Annotated in this window: 21 protein-coding genes; 15 read left to right on the top strand and 6 right to left on the bottom strand. The window is 46.0% G+C overall.

Features of this window, described 5'->3' with window-relative positions; genetic code table 11:
* Window positions 1-121 precede the first annotated feature (121 nt).
* The 14 genes from HA494_00135 to HA494_00070 all read left to right on the top strand — a co-directional run bounded on the left by HA494_00135 (window position 122) and on the right by HA494_00070 (window position 11,376).
* Window positions 122-280, top strand: coding sequence for a hypothetical protein (locus HA494_00135; protein ID NHV96191.1), 159 nt, complete (start codon window positions 122-124; stop codon window positions 278-280).
* Window positions 281-319: 39 nt separating this feature from the next.
* Window positions 320-1,390, top strand: a complete 1,071-nt coding sequence (locus HA494_00130; protein NHV96190.1) for a glycosyltransferase — start codon at window positions 320-322, stop codon at window positions 1,388-1,390.
* 80 nt (window positions 1,391-1,470) lie between these two features.
* The gene (locus tag HA494_00125) at window positions 1,471-3,339 is read left to right on the top strand and encodes a hypothetical protein (GenBank protein NHV96189.1); all 1,869 of its coding nucleotides are present in this window, start codon (window positions 1,471-1,473) and stop codon (window positions 3,337-3,339) included.
* A gap of 227 nt (window positions 3,340-3,566) precedes the next feature.
* Window positions 3,567-4,190, top strand: coding sequence for a class I SAM-dependent methyltransferase (locus tag HA494_00120; GenBank protein NHV96188.1), 624 nt, complete (start codon window positions 3,567-3,569; stop codon window positions 4,188-4,190).
* Entirely contained in the window at window positions 4,187-6,289 is a 2,103-nt protein-coding gene (locus tag HA494_00115; protein ID NHV96187.1) for a DUF3367 domain-containing protein, read from the top strand. Before HA494_00120 ends, HA494_00115 begins: the two co-directional genes overlap by 4 nt.
* 266 nt (window positions 6,290-6,555) lie before the next feature.
* Window positions 6,556-6,903, top strand: a complete 348-nt coding sequence (locus tag HA494_00110; GenBank protein NHV96186.1) for a hypothetical protein — start codon at window positions 6,556-6,558, stop codon at window positions 6,901-6,903.
* Between the two features lie 218 nt (window positions 6,904-7,121).
* Window positions 7,122-7,523 carry a retroviral-like aspartic protease gene (locus HA494_00105; protein ID NHV96185.1) on the top strand — a complete coding sequence of 134 codons (402 nt, stop codon included), beginning with the start codon at window positions 7,122-7,124 and terminating at the stop codon, window positions 7,521-7,523.
* A gap of 106 nt (window positions 7,524-7,629) precedes the next feature.
* Complete coding sequence (locus tag HA494_00100) at window positions 7,630-8,046, top strand: hypothetical protein (protein ID NHV96184.1); 417 nt, start codon at window positions 7,630-7,632, stop codon at window positions 8,044-8,046.
* A 150-nt stretch (window positions 8,047-8,196) separates the two neighbouring features.
* A complete protein-coding gene (locus HA494_00095; protein ID NHV96183.1) occupies window positions 8,197-8,748 on the top strand; it encodes a DUF1640 domain-containing protein in 552 nt (183 codons plus the stop codon).
* 131 nt (window positions 8,749-8,879) lie between these two features.
* Window positions 8,880-9,167 (top strand): nucleotidyltransferase family protein, encoded by a 288-nt coding sequence (locus tag HA494_00090; protein ID NHV96182.1) that lies wholly within the window; start codon window positions 8,880-8,882, stop codon window positions 9,165-9,167.
* A 140-nt stretch (window positions 9,168-9,307) separates the two neighbouring features.
* Window positions 9,308-10,006, top strand: coding sequence for a nucleotidyltransferase domain-containing protein (locus tag HA494_00085; GenBank protein NHV96181.1), 699 nt, complete (start codon window positions 9,308-9,310; stop codon window positions 10,004-10,006).
* 1 nt (window position 10,007) lies between these two features.
* Window positions 10,008-10,184, top strand: a complete 177-nt coding sequence (locus tag HA494_00080) for a hypothetical protein (GenBank protein ID NHV96180.1) — start codon at window positions 10,008-10,010, stop codon at window positions 10,182-10,184.
* 139 nt (window positions 10,185-10,323) lie between these two features.
* Complete coding sequence (locus HA494_00075) at window positions 10,324-10,680, top strand: hypothetical protein (GenBank protein ID NHV96179.1); 357 nt, start codon at window positions 10,324-10,326, stop codon at window positions 10,678-10,680.
* Between the two features lie 483 nt (window positions 10,681-11,163).
* Complete coding sequence (locus HA494_00070; GenBank protein NHV96178.1) at window positions 11,164-11,376, top strand: type II toxin-antitoxin system HicB family antitoxin; 213 nt, start codon at window positions 11,164-11,166, stop codon at window positions 11,374-11,376.
* A 234-nt stretch (window positions 11,377-11,610) separates the two neighbouring features.
* Here HA494_00070 and HA494_00065 read toward each other — a convergent pair whose 3' ends face one another.
* Entirely contained in the window at window positions 11,611-12,030 is a 420-nt protein-coding gene (locus HA494_00065) for a type II toxin-antitoxin system VapC family toxin (GenBank protein NHV96177.1), read from the bottom strand.
* Window positions 12,017-12,277: an AbrB/MazE/SpoVT family DNA-binding domain-containing protein gene (locus HA494_00060; protein NHV96176.1), complete on the bottom strand. Its 261-nt coding sequence runs from the start codon at window positions 12,275-12,277 to the stop codon at window positions 12,017-12,019. The genes HA494_00065 and HA494_00060 overlap by 14 nt, the downstream gene beginning before the upstream one ends.
* 376 nt (window positions 12,278-12,653) lie before the next feature.
* Between HA494_00060 and HA494_00055 the strand changes: the two genes are divergently transcribed.
* Complete coding sequence (locus HA494_00055) at window positions 12,654-12,860, top strand: hypothetical protein (GenBank protein ID NHV96175.1); 207 nt, start codon at window positions 12,654-12,656, stop codon at window positions 12,858-12,860.
* A gap of 39 nt (window positions 12,861-12,899) precedes the next feature.
* On the opposite strand, the gene HA494_00050 is transcribed toward HA494_00055, so the two are convergent.
* The 4 genes from HA494_00050 to HA494_00035 form a co-directional block, all read right to left on the bottom strand.
* Window positions 12,900-13,310: a type II toxin-antitoxin system VapC family toxin gene (locus HA494_00050; GenBank protein NHV96174.1), complete on the bottom strand. Its 411-nt coding sequence runs from the start codon at window positions 13,308-13,310 to the stop codon at window positions 12,900-12,902.
* Entirely contained in the window at window positions 13,294-13,503 is a 210-nt protein-coding gene (locus HA494_00045) for a VapB-type antitoxin (GenBank protein ID NHV96173.1), read from the bottom strand. Before HA494_00045 ends, HA494_00050 begins: the two co-directional genes overlap by 17 nt.
* 580 nt (window positions 13,504-14,083) lie before the next feature.
* The gene (locus tag HA494_00040; protein ID NHV96172.1) at window positions 14,084-14,941 is read right to left on the bottom strand and encodes a hypothetical protein; all 858 of its coding nucleotides are present in this window, start codon (window positions 14,939-14,941) and stop codon (window positions 14,084-14,086) included.
* Window position 14,942: 1 nt separating this feature from the next.
* Window positions 14,943-16,718: hypothetical protein (locus HA494_00035; GenBank protein NHV96171.1), on the bottom strand; the 1,776-nt coding region annotated here is incomplete at its 5' end.

Here is a 16,718-nt window from a genome sequence, read left to right as displayed (position 1 = left end):
TACTGTGAGAACAAACCACTATTCCTCGTAGACAAGGGACCCTGGTATAGGGAAGCCTTCGAAAGGCTAGGTTTAGAGTATAGGCACGAAACACCAAAACAAGGGGCGTGAAACATCCAAGATGAGAAACAGAATAGAGAGGTGGTTCGGCATACTAAAAGCAAAACTCAGATGCCTACTAGGAGGATTCCCACACAACTCAACCCTCAAAACCATAACCAGATACATAAGCTCATTCACAGCAATATACAACCGGCTACTCAAACACAACCTATCGTAACATCATCACTCTGAAGCTTCTAGTTCTTCTTGAGCCTGGATGGTTTTAGAGTATAAGCAGCCTCTTGTATCTATAGTGGTTGTTCACTATAGGGGTTTTGAGATGCTCAAAAGGTGCTTATTCTCGATCTTTAACACAGATTACAGCAGCTATGAGGTTATTCTGGTTGATAATGGTTCAGATGATGGATCTGTGGACGCTGTTGAAGGGTTGTTTAGGGGTAAGGTTAAGATCATTAGAAGCGGGGTTAACCTCGGCTTCATCGGTGGTAATAACCTTGCTTTAAAGGAGGTAAATGGTAAATACGTCGTCCTTTTAAATAACGATACTGCCGTCCAACACGATTGGCTGAAGAGGCTTGTTGAGGTTGCTGAGCGTGACGAGTCTATCGGGGCTGCGATGCCGAAGCTCCTCTGGCTAAGGGATCCGAGGTATTTTGAGTATAGCGGTGCTTGTGGCGGTATGTTGGATGTGTATGGTGTTCCGTTCTGTAGAGGTAGGGTCTTCGACACAGTGGAGGAGGATAGGGGTCAGTATGATTCTACGGTGGAGGTGTTTTGGGCATCGGGTGCTGCGCTCTTTGCACGCACAGAGGCGGTTAAGAAGGCTGGTCTGCTTGACCCTCTTCTCTATGCTCACATGGAGGAGATAGATCTGTGTTGGAGGATGAGGCTTCTCGGCTATAAGGTGGTGTGCGTGCCTGATTCGCTGGTCTACCATTGGGGTGGCGGCACGGACATCAAGGGCAAGTGGTATCTGAAGCAGAGAAATAACATAATTGTTATGATCAAGAACTATTCGTTAAGTAGCCTGTCTAGATATCTTCCTCGAAGGGTTGTTCTAGATGTGCTGTCGATGCTATACTTCCTCGCCAGCGGTGAACGTTCAAGGGTCCTCTACACGATCAAAGCCTATTTTTGGATCCTGCGCAATCTTAGAGCGGTTATCGCGGCTAGGTTTAGAACTCAGCGATTAAGGAGGGTATCTGATGCCGAAGTTTTAAAGGCGATGTGTAAGGGTAACGTTTCTATTCAATATTATCTTCTTAGACGGAGGTTGTTTTCTCAGATCCATGGTTGTCCCAAACTTTACTATTACCATCTTAAGTAAATTTTTAATGGAATATTACGTGTGATGGAGACATAAGATTCTTGAAATCATATTACGTCGGTTGCCAGATTTCTTCCGGCTTGAGGAGATTCATCATAGCATACAAGTGGCCTTTACTTGTTTATGCCGTAATTATTGCAATTATTTTACCCTTTACCTGGCAAATGGATGTATATGATTGGTATTTTCAAGCTGGAGAAGCTCTGTCAAAAGGGGTGAATCCTTACACGCAGTTTAATATGTATGCAATCGAATACCGAGCTGAGACAGGAAGATGGTGGACACCACCGCTGACTTTATTACCAGTCATGATAGCGTACTCATTAACTTCTTTATCCTCTATTCCTTTTCACATAACTCTCAAGTTACTTATAGCTGTAGCAAACATCTTCGTAGCTAAAGAGATTGCGAATATTTCGGGTAAAAAGTCTGCTTTTTCTTACTGGCTTCTGAACCCTTTTGCTCTAGTTGTGGTGATAGGTTGGGGTTTCTTTGTGCAGGTAATTGTCACAATCTTCCTTCTTCTTTCCGTAAAATATTTTAAAGAAAAGAAGGGCGCATTTTACTTCGGGTGTTCTTGCCTTTCTTATCAAGTCATATGGTTTCTGATACCTTTTTATCTTGTGATAAGAGTTGGTCCGCCTCTTAAAAAATTGCTTAAATCGCGCTCTTGTCAATTTTTAAACAAAGAGTTAAACGAATGTTTAAAGTGGGTAGTGGTATTCTGTTCAACATTTCTGATACCTCTCTCGTTTTTTTACGTCTTGGATTCACAAGCGTTATTGCACGCGCTTCTGATAGATCCATTAATACAATTTCGTGATTTTTCGGTATGGAAATTTATCTCATTACTCGACTTGGTTCCGCCTTATCTACTGGCACAGCTATCAAATTATCTTACTTATGCGTTCATTGTATTTGCGCTTTTTTATTCGGACATCCTATTTAGGGCGCAGGAGAGCATCCTTCCCGAGAATATAACTAGAGGAATACTACTGGTTTCTTTACCTGTTTTCATATTAAATTACAGGTTAGGCGAACCATATTATTATTTCCATTTGCTCGCTCTCTCGATCATCCTTCTCGGTAAAGCAAGTTTTCGCCTATTTTATGGGTTATTTACTTTACTCGCCTATACATACTTTTTGCTTTCTATGGGTTTCCGACATATATTGTTCCACTACAAACCTTGGCCTGATTACACGAATTTGATGGTAGGGAAGTATAACTGGTGGTTCTGGTTAGATTTTGCTGGTTTCGTATTCATTTTGATAATTTCGCATATAACCATGAAGATATACAAAGAAGAAATTCCTTTGACCAATCGTAAAGAAAACAAATTTCCTTACATCCGCCTACTTACTTTCGGTATAGTCGCAGCGTTAATGCTCACATATGTAACAAGTCCCGCTGATACCTATGATTTTGTCAAACATGTAAGCGAAGCCCGCGCAGAATATTACACACCAGTAGGTGCTTTAAGCGTTCCAATTTTTGAAGGGTACCTGCCACCAAACACGCCTATTCCATATGTTTACTCTACTACATTAGGTGTTCAAGGTGAAACACTCAACGCGCTTTTCATGCATCCGCCACCTCCTAATAATGACAGCAAAGTAGGTTTATATCTTAAATATAAATTAAGAATAGAAGCGCCATCACTCTTAAAATTCAAAATAGCACTAGATCCTAATGTTTGGTATAAGAATGGTGACGGTGTGATCTTTGAAATATATGTTGAAGAAGGGAATAGCAATCCCACTTTACTTTTTCATAAGCATCTAAATCCCATAGTGAACATTTCCGAACGGCGTTGGAATTACTATGAAGTAGATATGAGTAAATACGTAGGTAAAGAAGTAACTATTATCTTTGTTACCAAAGCGGGTGAAAATGCAGATTGGGACTGGGCCTATTGTGGAGATATAAAATTAGTAAAGAAAAGTTAAGGAATATATTAAAAGAGTATCTACTTTTGCTCATTCTCATACTAGGATGTAGCCTACTTACATTCATAGAGATCTATATTTACATTCACTCGTAACACCATCTGTCAGCTCGTTTTGCCACGTTCGAAGTTAACGCTTAACAGATTTTGTGGCTGACGCATAAAGTTGGTGAAAAGATCTTAGTCAAATTCATTATTCCTGACAGAGAGTGGCTTGCTCTTGAACCTATGGGGAGGCTTTACACCCATCCAAATCCTTTTGTTAGATTTGTTAGTATCTATAGGCTTAGAATTGTCTTACATGCTTTAAGAATAAGGGGGCAAGTTGAAAGGATTTTGGACGCTGGATGCGGGAACGGTGTTTTGATGCCCTCCCTAAGCAGGGTTGCAAAGCTTGTGGTTGGTGTGGATGTTGACAAAGGTGCCCTGGTAGCTGCTAAGAATATGATAAGAAGGTCAAGCCAATGTGGATATGTAGAACTCATCTGCTGCGATATTCACAAACTGCCGTTTAGGAACAAAGTCTTCGACTACTGCGTATCTGTATCTGTGTTAGATCATCTTAAGGACATTAAGCTAGCGCTTCAAAACATAAAAAATAGTCTAAAAACAGCTGGCAGTTTTATAGTAGGGATTATGCCACCGCTCCCCACTCCTTTAGCTTATATTTGGAGCATCCTCGCCGCAGGTCATAGATATATTTTCGCCGAGCACGTTAACACATATGTAGAGTGCCTTTCCGCAATAGCTGAACATTTCACTATAACATCTATCAAAGGACCACTCGGCATCCCGCTCTTCTATGTAGCAGTTACTGCAACACTTGAACCAAGAGAAGATCTTAATACTTGATCCAAAAATGGTGTTATCTACCGCCGATCACGTTTGCCGCTCTATCTCTTCTGATCCTCGGAGCATCTATCACCTCAACCGGCTACTTCTTCGCCCTAGACTGGACCTTCCCACCAACCCTTAACGTAGCCAACGACCTCTACGGGCTTAGAGGCTACGAAGAATACATCTACGCCGAGCTACCATTCCAACTACTACTAAGCGGGCTAAACCTCATAGCCCCCTCCTGGCTCCTCCAAAAACTCGTCATATTCCTCATCTTCTTCCTAACAGGCCTCTCAGCCTATAGACTAACCGCCAGAATCTCACGCGAAGCAGGATACTTCTCAGGCATCCTCTACACAATCAACCCCTTCACCTACGTCCGCTTCCTATCAGGCCAATGGGCGAACCTACTAGGCTACGCCCTCATCCCCTCAGCGCTACTATCATTTATGCATCTGCTAGAGAAGGGAGGTAGGAGAAGTGTAGTCAGCTACGCCATCTGGCTCAGCCTAATAACGGTCTTCAGCCTCCATATGACGCTCCTAGCATCCTTCGCCTGCCTCCTCCTCTTCCTCACACACAACCTATCACACAGCAACCTTCCAACACTAAAACAATCCCTAAAGCACCTCACATTAGCAGCACTACTCTACACAGTCATAAACACCTACTGGCTCATACCACTCCTAACAGCAAAAGACACCGTCATAACCCACTTCACAACAGAAGACGCATACATCTTCTCAGCAAAACCCATAGTGCAAAACATATACTTCACCATAGCCTCGATGCACGGATTCTGGAGAGAAGGCTACCAATACACCTTCAACACCATACAAGGTTGGCACTACATAGCACTCATCTTCATCATACTAGCCACCATAGGCCTCTACCACGGACCAAAGATAGGAGGAGAACAAGAGAAAGCATACATAAAAGGGATCGCAATATGCATGATAACATCAGCAGTATTCGCTACAGGCACATCAGGCATCTTCAAACCACTCAACCTACTCCTATACGAAAACCTACCACTCTACCGCGCCTTCAGAGATTCACACAAATTCGTCGCACTCATCACCCTAGGATACGCACACCTAGGCGGCATAGGCGTCGCAGCCATCACAAAACACCTCAAAGATTCAAAACTCAGAAAACTACACCCAATAATCTTAGCCGCCCTACTAGCCCTACCCCTCATATACCAATTCAACATGCTCCTAAGCTTTAACGGCCAGCTAAAGACCTACGACTACCCACAACCCTGGTACGAAGTAAACAAATTCCTAAACTCAGACAAAGACGACTTCAACACACTCTTCCTACCCTGGCACAACTACATGCATTTCTCCTGGGCAGGCTCAAACATAGCAAACCCAGCCAAACTCTTCTTCAACAAACCCACCATACAAGCCCAAAACATCGAAGTAGGACCAATATACACACGATCCACGAATCCCGCTCAACGCTACATAGACTTCCTCCTATCAAAAACGCAACAAATAAACAACTTCGGAGAACTCATATCACCACTCAACATCAAATACATACTTCTAGCAAAAGAAGCAGACTACCTGCGCTACAACTTCCTCTACAACCAAACCGACCTCAAACCAATCTTCGAAAACGAAGCCTTCACCATCTTCATAAACGAAAAATACGTCGGAAGAATATACCAACCAGAACACCTAATAGCAGTCAACGGATACGAAGACATCCTACAAGCCAGCAAAACAATAGACATAAGCCGATCAGCAATAATCACACCAAACACCAACACACAGATGCTGGAAGCACCATTCAAGAAAATAAACTACACCACAGAAAACCCAATAACCTACCACATCAAAGAAGAACACACCGTAATCGCATTCACACCACCAAACCTAAACTCAGATGGCTGGGTCCTAGACGGCACAAAATCCCTAGAAACACTCGGCTTCCAAGCAGTCTACACAAACAAGGACGGCAGAACCATAACATACGAAAGGTTCAACACATACCTCAAAGCATACACAACCTCAACCACAGCAGCGCTAGCAGCAACCTACCTAGCACTAAGAGAGAAAGCGAACCAAACATCCCAAAAAGCCAAAGCACCGCAAGCCAACTAAAGGAGGTGATGAAGACACCACACAGAGAGCGAGTAAAGAAAAGAAAACCAGCTCTCGACCCCTCCAACAACACGCTCAAGAAGAGTATTAGTGTAAAAATTCTCCAGGCCTTTTGCCGAGAGGAGAAATACCGCAAGGCGCAGCACGTTACATTAGTTACTTCAGCGAACCCACTCCTAAATTCAAGAGACGCCCCTCCAATTTTTAGATAGAGGAAAGACTTATCACACTCGAAGTACACAATCCTTCTCGGTGACTAACCGTAGGTGGGCGAGACCCGCGTGAAGTTTAGGGTCTACAGCGGCGAGCTAGAGGGGCTTGTAGATACTGGGGCAACTTTCACGAAGATTCCGAGGTCTGCGGCTTCCAAGATAGGGCTCCAAACCAAATACGAAGCTGAGGTCATGCTAGGGGATGGAAGAACCATGAAAAGAGACCTCGCACCAGGTGAAGTTGAGATAGAAGGCGTCAAGAGACCCATCCTTATAGCAATCGGGGGAGATGAAGAGATGCCCATAATCGGATACACCACCATCGAAGTCCTAGGCTTCAAAGTGAACTCAGTGACTGGAAAGCTTGAAAGGACACCAGGAGGTGAGCAGCCCTTAAGTTAACAGCACCTTTTATTACACTCTAGCTATGTGAGTTTTAGATGGGCGGGTTGGCATCAGCAGAACCACTACAGGATTAGGTGAAGCTGGCTGAAGAAGTAGATTCTACCCAAGAGCCGCACAAAAGGCTTGCTTCACATCGGCTCGCACAGCCACATGAATTGGGGTCAACAAAAGAATACTTATTTACCCCGGCTTCTATCATCTTTTTGGTATAGCTGATGCGTGTCTTGAAGAGTGTAGGGATAAGGTTTCTGGATAGGGAGGTTAATTGCACCGCTCTATTCGACAGCGGCTCGGGGATTACAGCTGTTCAGCGGAAGTTCTTCGAGGAAAGCTTTGGTGCCAAGTGGTTGAAGCTCGGCAAGCCCATAAAGCTCTACTGGATCGATGGAGAATTCATTCAAGTGGACAAATATGCTCAGATCATCATAGTAGTAGACGGCTTCGTTCTCCCTGAAACAGTATTCATCGTAGATGAATTCATCGAGGAGATTGAAGTGGAGGGTGGGAGAATACGTCTACCAGAACTAATAGTAGGTTCTGGTACCATGGATAAGTATGGAGTAACATTAGATCCGAAGGAGGGCGTTAAATTAACTGGAGCAACTCTACTACTCTAAAAATACACAGGCACCTAAGGAGCCGTTGGTTTCCGCTCAGCGCTGGGGGCTCAAAGCGCAAAAACATTTTAGACGCTTATACAATCATCTTTTTGAGGCGGATACGTTGGGGCACACCTATGTGAAGGCTACATTCTACAACGCTTCCCACTACATCCAATACTTAGAGGGGAAGCTGAAACTAGGCGATGTGAAGAAGGCTGAGGTGGAAGCCTTAGTCGACACCGAGGCAACCTTCCCAGCCCTCCCCGAGGAAATAATCGCTGAGCTCGCTTTACCGAGCCTAGGCGAACACCCAGCAGAAACCGCAGAGGGAGCCAGAAGTGTGGAACTTGTGGCCAACGCAATAATAAAGATAGAGGATAGAATAGCTCAATCACCGATCATCAAAAGACCTAAGGGCACAACACCACTAATAGGCGCAGTAGCCTTAGAGCAGATGGGCTACAAGGTGGATCCAACGACGGGTAAACTCGTCAAAGGGCTACCCCTAATGCTCCAAACACACCTGACACCAAGCTGAATAGAAAATAAACCAATCAACCAAAACTCGTGGGTGAGATATCGACAAATGTGATCCCCCGTGGGTTCTAGTCACCGCCGCTGGTCTTACTAATGTTTAGGAGAGGTTAATTGAAGAGAAGCAATTCCACAGCTACCTTTATATTGGAAGATGGCGATTCTTCTAGGCGAAGGCATGTCCACTGGTAGACAGCTTCTGGAGGAGCTTAGGAGGGATGAGGAGCTTAGGAGAGCCCTGGCTGAAGAACTGATCCCAGAGGCTTTGAGAAACAGGCAGCTGAGGAGGGCGATGCTTCTAGCGGTATCGAAGGAGATGGCGACAAAAGATGACATAGAGGGTTTAAAGAAGGCTACGAAAGAGGAAATAGAGAACTTAAGGGTAGCTACGAAGGCAGAGATAGAGGGTTTAAAAGAAGACGTAGAGAACTTGAAGGTAGCTATGGAGGGTTTAAAGAAGGATATAGAATCCTTGAGGGAAGACGTAGAGGGCTTGAAGAAGGATATGGAGTCCTTGAGGAAGGCCTCTAAAGAGGATATGGAGAAGCTCGCTGCTGAGCTGAAATTGTATGTGGATGCGAGGGTCAGCGAAGTAAACAGAAGAATAGACGACCTATACGGGGTTATGAAAGCATCTCTAGTCGCCATCGTAGTAACATTAGCTTCAACAATACTCGTACCATTGCTACTTAGGGTGCTCTTTTAATAGTCTTCGACCCATATGGAAGGTCATAGCAGAGGAAGGCAGGTATGGTGCTATATGCGTGAGCCACGATGGAAAACCTCAATTGGGGAGAGGAGCCTAGAAGAAGCTTCGGACAGTAGAAGTGAACGACGTTGTGTGTAGATGTTGAGAAACTCAGCGGGCAAATACTACCAGTGTTGAAGCGCTTCGGCGTAAAGAAGGCAGCAATATTCGGCTCACTAGCCAGAGGTGAGGGAAGCGAGGAAAGCGACGTAGACATCCTAGTCGAATTCGAGCCTGGTAAGAGCCTACTAGACCTAGCCGGCTTAAAGATCGAGCTCGAAGAAACCCTAGGCAGAAGGGTCGATGTGTCAACATACAACTCACTACACCCACTACTAAAAGATAGGATTCTAAAGGGGCAGAAGCCAATCCTATGAGAAAGGACCCAAAGATACTCATCGAAGAATACCTAGCAGGCGCAAGCAAAGAGGAGTTCTTAAAGCTTCAACGGAACCGTGAACACGTAAAATCCAAATACCAGGCTGAGGCAAGATAGAGTGAGAGGTATCGTGAAGAAATGAAAGAAGAGTATTTGGAGGAGCTCTGTAGGAGGCTCGTGAAGTGCGATGAAGATATAGTTGAGATAATACAGTTCGGTTCATCTGTTTACGGACCGAAGTACTCTAGGGATATAGACCTCCTCGTGATAACCAAGAGGACTAAAGACTACGCCAGATATCTTGAAGCCGTGAACTCCAACGACCTGCCTGTTAACATCGATATACTAGTCTTCAGCGTCGACGAGAAGCCTAGTGAGGGGCTTTTAAGAGGGGTCTTAGGGGCTTTTAAGATACTGTACGGTAGCGGCGAATACCTATTCAAATACGGTCGGGAGCTTGGCGACCCAACATTTGAAGAAGCTAAATCTTCACTTAGAGTAGCATCCTCGCTTCTGAAGCTCGCGCTGGAAACAGCCAACCCGCTCGACAGAGATAGACTCTGCAGAGAAGCATTTGACGCGCTCTTCCACGCCGCTAGAATAGCCTCTATGGTCTACCTCTCGACAGACGTTAGCAGATGGGGCCCCATCAGAAGAGGTTTGCCCGAGCCACATAGAGCGAGCTTCGACGAATTCATCAGCACACTCCACATAAACTACTTCTACAACGGAAACTACCCCAAGGATAGAGTAAAAGAAGAGTTTGATAGATGGTTCAGCAAAGTGGAAGCATACGTCAACAGCCTACAGTCGAAGATTAAGGAGAAGAGCAAGTAGATTGACGAAACATAACGTCAAAATACCAGCTACACCACGATGCGAGGCAGCCGAGAACCTTAGAACAGAAGCGAGTTCATCACGCAGACCAGAAAGAAGACCCCTAGCACACAATACCTACACCAGAAGAGCCGTAGATAGCGGTTTCAAAATAGATAGACTTATAGACGCTAAGTAGTATTTTCTGCTGATAGACAAAAGGACATAAAGGAGGCGGAGAAAGAACTAGCGCAACCGACACAAGCGATGAAAATATATAGTTAAGCTGATCATTAAACATTGTGGTTGAAGTGGGCTACACCTACTTAGACCTCATTATCAGAGGAAAGAAATCAAAGAGCGTTAGGGCGCTGGTTGACACCGGCTCAGCTTACATCGTGCTCGACCCCAAAACCGTTTCTGAAACCGGGCTCCTCGAAACACCCTTCAACGTGGAGCTGACACTCGCAGACAAAAGAAGGGTTAGAGCGAAGCTCTACTTGGCTGAGGTGGAAGCGGAAGGCAGAAGAGGACCTGCTTTCGTAGCCGAACTCGACACACCCACACCTCTACTAGGCACCCACGCCCTAGAAACCCTAGGGCTCAAACCCAACCCCCTCACAGGCAAACTAGAGGTCATCGGACCAGAAGGAGGATACCTACTCAAACTAGCCTCGCTTACAGACAAGCGATGAAATCACTTTTGACGCTCAAATTTAGGTTAAGAGGAAAGAAAACACCAAGAACGCTCATATATGGTTGGTAGTAGGTCATTTTCCTCTCATTTAACGTGCTGGTCTCCCGTTAACTACTCCTATCCAGATATCAGCGATCAAAAAATGTTTAAACAAGGGGCGACAAAGAAAGCCACGATCATCACCACTATGTGATAGATCATTAGGTTGGAGGTTGCGTATTCCCCCTTCGAGGCATGTTTACTTGCATACGCTCCACTCCCCTGCACTTTCCAGCGAACTCCACTAGAAATTCCAGATACTGATTTAGTTTAGCCCTAAGGCGATTGGGGTCCTCTAATCTCAGCGGCGTAAATCGTGAAGAAAAGTAACATCCTACATGAGTGTGAAGATATAAAAACGATGGGGGGTGAGAAGTGGTCTCAAGAGATTTCGGAGAAATGTTTTAGTCTAAAGTCTAGGCAGCTTTAGCGGGAGGTTTGGTTGAAGTTCGCTGTGATCGTTGAGCGTGATGAAGACGGATACTACATCGCTTCGGTTCCTGAGCTACCTGGCTGCCACACGCAAGCCAAGACACTAGACGAGCTGATGAAGCGCGTTAGAGAGGCTATCGAAGCCTATCTGGAGGTTGAGGGTGTTGAGCCCAGGCAAGACGTCGAACTCACCAGTCTACAGTTCATAGAGGTTCTTAAGTGATTTTTAAACCAGTTTCCATCGTAGATGACAAGATATAGGAAGATGATTTTCAAATCAATGTAGGAATGATAAACGTTAATTAAGCTGCTAGGGTAAGAGGAATTGTGATGTGTGGTTTTGGCGATTCGGCTCATTAGCTATAGGTGAGGGAAGCGGGGAAGCGACGTAGACATCTTCGGTTATTAGGTTGAACCCAGATTTAACGCTCTTTTTGGCTTCTTTCTTAAACCTTAACTAGGTTTCAATTTGCGGCTCGATTCTCTTCAACCCACTAACGCTGTCGAAGCCTCTATCATAGCTTACGATGGTAGTTATCTTGTTTTCGATAGCGGTAGCCGCGTGTATAGCATCTCTCGGTCTAAGCCTATACTTCTCCATCACCTCCTGCGCCTTAAGGATAGTTGTCTTCCTGATTCCTAGAATCTTTAGGTTTGGAAACCTAAGAAACTTTCTACCCAGCGCTACCGAGGCTTCAACACCTAAGATTCTTCTAGCGATCCACGTAACTTCATCCCAAGTAATGACCGATGTGTACGCTTCCACTCCCCCAGATGCGATCTTCAAGAGGAAGCTTTTGCAATTCTTCGACTCTGAGATGGCGTCTTCATTGTAGATGACTGGGTATATGAAGATGTTAGAATCAATGTAGAACAAACCTTTCTTCGACCTCCTCTTCGAGTAGCTTCTCTAGATCGATTTTATCGCCAAGCTTCCTCCACCCTGTTAAACAGAAGTCTTCAACGAATTTTACAGGCTCTACCCTAGGTCTAATTAGGACTTCCCTGCCCCTAACCTCCAAGATGACCGCGTCTCCTGGCCCGACCGCTAAAAACTCCCTAATGACCTTTGGGATGACGATCTGCCCCTTCTGACCAACCCTCCTCATTATCTCCAAGTTCAACCTACAAATTTGAAAAAGTCATACTTACAATATAAACCTTCCCAACGGCGCGTCTAGCCTCACTCACTTGAAAGACAAACGTTACCTAAGCGGCAAGTATATGAAAACACCCTACCAAGACCCGCCCTCTCTGCTCAGGAAGCCTAGCTCCCTATGAGGGCAGGCTAATGAAACGCGGAAAATGCAACTTTAACAGCAGTGCAAAACATTCAGATGTGGGGACAGGTCTCCTGTCGTTTTAGCTGAGCGCTACGGTAAGAGGCTTAGGCAAGGCGTCGAACTCATCGGTCCACAATTCATAGAGGCAGGATATGGGAAGATGTTCGAATCAATGTAGGATGGCAAACGTTAAGCTGCTACTGTAAGAAAAGTCGTGGTGTGTAGTTCGGGCGAGTCAGTCATCATCCCTAAAGAGCTATTGAAGGAGCTTCACGAAGGGTTGGTTAGGATCGAGGAGGTGCTTGCCACACTCGAAGAGCTCAGGGATGAGGAGGGGGTGCGTAGGATAAGAAGAGCCGAAGAAGAGTATAAGAGAGGCGAATACGTTTTAGTTGAGAGGGGCTCGGGCTACTACAAACACTGAGCAAGAACCCTCCACCATCGTAATCTCGTGTGGTTTGCTTCAAAGCCCTATCCATATTGTTTCGTCGATGCCTTTGAAGTGTTCGTCGCCTGTGAGTAGTTTGGCGCCGAGTGTTCTTGCGGTAGCAAGTAGTATGGCATCGAAGAGGCTCGGGGCTTTAAGTTTTCTTTCTTTAGCTCTATCTACGAGTTCCAAATAGCATTTTGCGGATTCCAGAGCAATATTCTTGTCTATGGGGGTTATTTCTGAGGTTTCTTCTATTGTTGCTAGGCGTTCGAGGATCGTCTGCTCCTTCACCCCTTCTTTCAGATATTTGCGGGCTACTTCGGCGATAACGACGTCTGGGGTGTATACTTCTTCAGATTTTTGGATGATCTCCTTCGCCTTCTCTCCACATTCGCTTCCGATGAAGACTTCAATCCAAGCATATGTGTCAACTACGGTCTTCACCGCGGTCCTCCTCCTCAAATGGTTTTATCTTCCCCTTGTCTACGCCGAATGCCTCCTCAAGCCTCTGTCTGCGCTGCCACGAGATGAACAGCTTTATGGTTTCGTCAAGAGTCGATGCTCCAAGCTTTTGACGCAGCTTCTCCAACATCCTCAATGTCCTTTTGGAAACCCTTATAGTTGTAGTCTCGCTCATATGCCCCACCTATAACCGTATATCATCTACAAATATATAGGTATATTGCAGCGAACAGGCAGCGAAGCAAAATAGACACCTTCTTGCTTTGTAAGTAGCCTCAAAGAACCCTAGTAAAAGAGGATTTACAGAGGTCATCAAAAAGATGAAGCTGTGTATGTATCTGGTATACCTAAACCAAACAGAATCAACGCAAGCACGAATGAGAAATGGTTGTCGAATACTGGGGTGAAGTTGAGCCGAGCATCACCTTGCCTCCAGACGTATATTGTTGGGGTGGAGGCTGCGTATTTTCTATTCGGGGCTTCTTTAACCCTCTTTATACATTAGTAGGCTTTTTCGCTAAAGGTTTGCAAAGCCAGTAGACGGGTATGTTGGCGTCCATATGGTTTTCGCTACCCGTCTCCGTCTTGAAGGCTTCATAGGCATCGATTCGATCGGCTCGATGATTATTGTTATTCCATCAACCCTCATCTTGACCTAGATCCCCTCATTTACCTTAGCCTTCTCTCGAATCCGCTCTTAAACTGAAACCTAGCGTCACGCCCTGTTTCTAAGGTAAAAAAGGGGGGTTGTTGGGTTAGGTTCTTCTGCGTCTGATGAGTAGGATGGCGAGTATGATGATTATTATGATGAGGATCACGATGGTTACTATGTAGAGCGTTGCGTCTACCGCTACTTCTTTGATCGCTGTTGTGGTTGATACTTCCGTTCTTGTTGTGGTTAGTGTTGTTGTCTGTGTTACGGTTCTGGCTTCTGTCTTTGTCACTGTTTGTGTTGAGGTTAGGGTGGTTGTTGTCGGTTGGGTGATTGTCGATGTTATGGTTGTAGTGGTTGGTTGAGTGATCGTTGCTGTTCGTGTTGTTGTGACTGTTACTGTGGTTGGTTGGGTTACGGTTGATGTGACCGTGGCAGTTCGGGTCTCTGTGACCGTGGTTGTGACGGTTACGGGTGCTAGTGTTGCGGTTAGGGGTAGGGTCTGCAGCAGCTCGATTCTGTTTCCCTGCGCGTCGAGTAGATCAAGCCTTATCAGCTGGGGTCTGTTCTCGGCACTTAACCCTGTTGCTGGTACTGTTAGTGAGCCTGTTTTAGAGGGTGTTGCGTCTAGGTTGAACCATCTGTACTCGTTTCCTGTGCTGAGTGGGATTGAGTTCTGCATGAAGCCTGTGAGAGCTGCTTTGGTTGTGTCTAGGGATGCTCCAGGTGGTAGGGTTATTGAGAGTTGGAATTGGTGTACATCAACTGAGCTTGTGACTTCGACCTTCACCGAGCCGTCTTGGAGCTGAAATGTGACAGACGCTGCTTGCGAATATGCTTTTGGTGTGAGCGTTAGGGCGGATGCGAGAATCAGAAGGGTGAGTAGCAGGTAGGTTGAAGCCTTCATGATCTTACCCGCAGAGGTATGTGTGGTTGAGTTATTAAACGATAGCGTATTCATCCTAGTCAACCCTCCCTCTGAAGTAGAAGTCGAGTAGGGCGTAGATGTCCTGCTTCACAGGCACCCTACCCTCAGTGTATCCGCTCACGGTTTTGTCGAAGTATGAGTTGAGTGCGCTGAATATGCTCTGCACCGTAGGCTTGACCACAGTTATGCTGATGGTTGTTGGTGTGTCGAAGCTCACTGCGAAGTCTGGCACATCAACCGATACAGCCACGTTCACTATTTGTCCGACAGATACGCTTGCGTTGAGCGGAACCACCAAGTCGAATGTTACAGTTGCGGTTGAGTAGGATGGTTGAGCGGCTGATTTGGTTACTACGAGTCTGCCATCTTCTCTGCTCGCTGCTCCAAGCCCCTCTACGGAGATGGCCTTTGTCTTGAATGCTGTGGGTACATTGAATGTGACTGCGCCTTCGGGTATGGGTTGGGTTGCTGATAGCTGTAGCGTGATCTTTACTGAAGCGCCTGGTTGGGCCTCGACCTTCTCCACTGTGAAAGAGGCTTTCACGTGCTTAAGCCTAGCTTGGGTTGCCGCATCAAGATAAGGTAGTGCTCTTAGCCTCTCGGCTGATGTGAGCTGCTTGAATATGTCGTTAAGGCGTGGTGTTGAAACGTGGGCAAATATCTGGGCGAGTGTCTGCAGCTTATCAGACGCTATAAGCGTCTTCACAGCGTCAACAGCCTTCGACAAACTCATCGCATCTAACAGCTTAGCGGCTTTCTCAGGCGTTGATGGTAGCCTAGTTATCTCGACTAGTAGATTCACCAAGGTCTCTGTAGGCAGCTGCTCCACGATCGCAGCGGCGCGGGTGACATTTACAGCCACCATCGTATCGACGATCTGCGCGGTCCTTGTTATGTTAATCGTAACAGTGGTTTGGATGAGCTGCGCTGCAGTAGTTACATTCATGGTGAGAACAGCTTCTGCAGCCCTATCGACTTTGAGCTCGAGTGTAACTTGAGCGCTGTGGTTGAGTGGGAGCGTGGTGAGGATTGCAGCTAGCCTAGTTGTGTTAACTAGGTTGAGTATCTTAGCGGCAGCGGTAGCGTTCATGACTCTAATCGCTTCAGCAGCCTTATCCACACTCATCTCCTCAACCCTGCGGGCAGCATCCTCAGTACTCACTTGGAGAAGCTTCGCAGCCCTCTCTTCAGGCGGCAGAGCCTCGAGCTCAGCGGCTGATGGAGGAGCTGGCGGGGCCGGAGGAACAGGCGGAGGAGCCACTATGGTAAACGATATAGTTTGAGAGGAGAAAACGCCTGTTGGTTGAAGACCAGTTTCAACCTCAACCCTCAAACTGTGAGGACCTAAACCCAAATTCGCTGTGTAGAGCAGAGCCGTGTATCGTATTTGAGTGGGCCCTACAAACCCGTAACCATAGCCATAGGGATAACCGTAGCCATAGCCGTAACCATACCCATAACTATACCCGTAACCATAAAGGTAACCATATCCGTATCCATAGCCAGCTGGATAGCTCGGAGACGAAATGCTTGGAATTATCGCGTTGCTCGGATCTAAAGAGCCGCCTGTCGGCTCCGCTGAATATGTGCTCCCATCTACTACGACTCGTATCTTTTGTATGGGTACCCGCTCTCCGCTTTCTATAGTGATGGTGAACGTCAGACTCCTAACCTCGCCACGCGTTATAGTTTCGCCACTTGTTATCCCGCTTACCGCAACCGTGATTGCTGATGCTTGGGGTATGAAAAGTAGAGCCCCAATTATGGCGAGTGTAAGAAAGACAGCAAGAGTCTGCCTTCTCTTTAAGAG

It is taken from the genome of Nitrososphaerota archaeon (assembly GCA_011605775.1).
In the GTDB taxonomy this organism is placed as follows: Archaea; Thermoproteota; Nitrososphaeria; order Nitrososphaerales; family JAAOZN01; genus JAAOZN01.
This window is presented reverse-complemented; position numbering and strand designations above follow the sequence as displayed.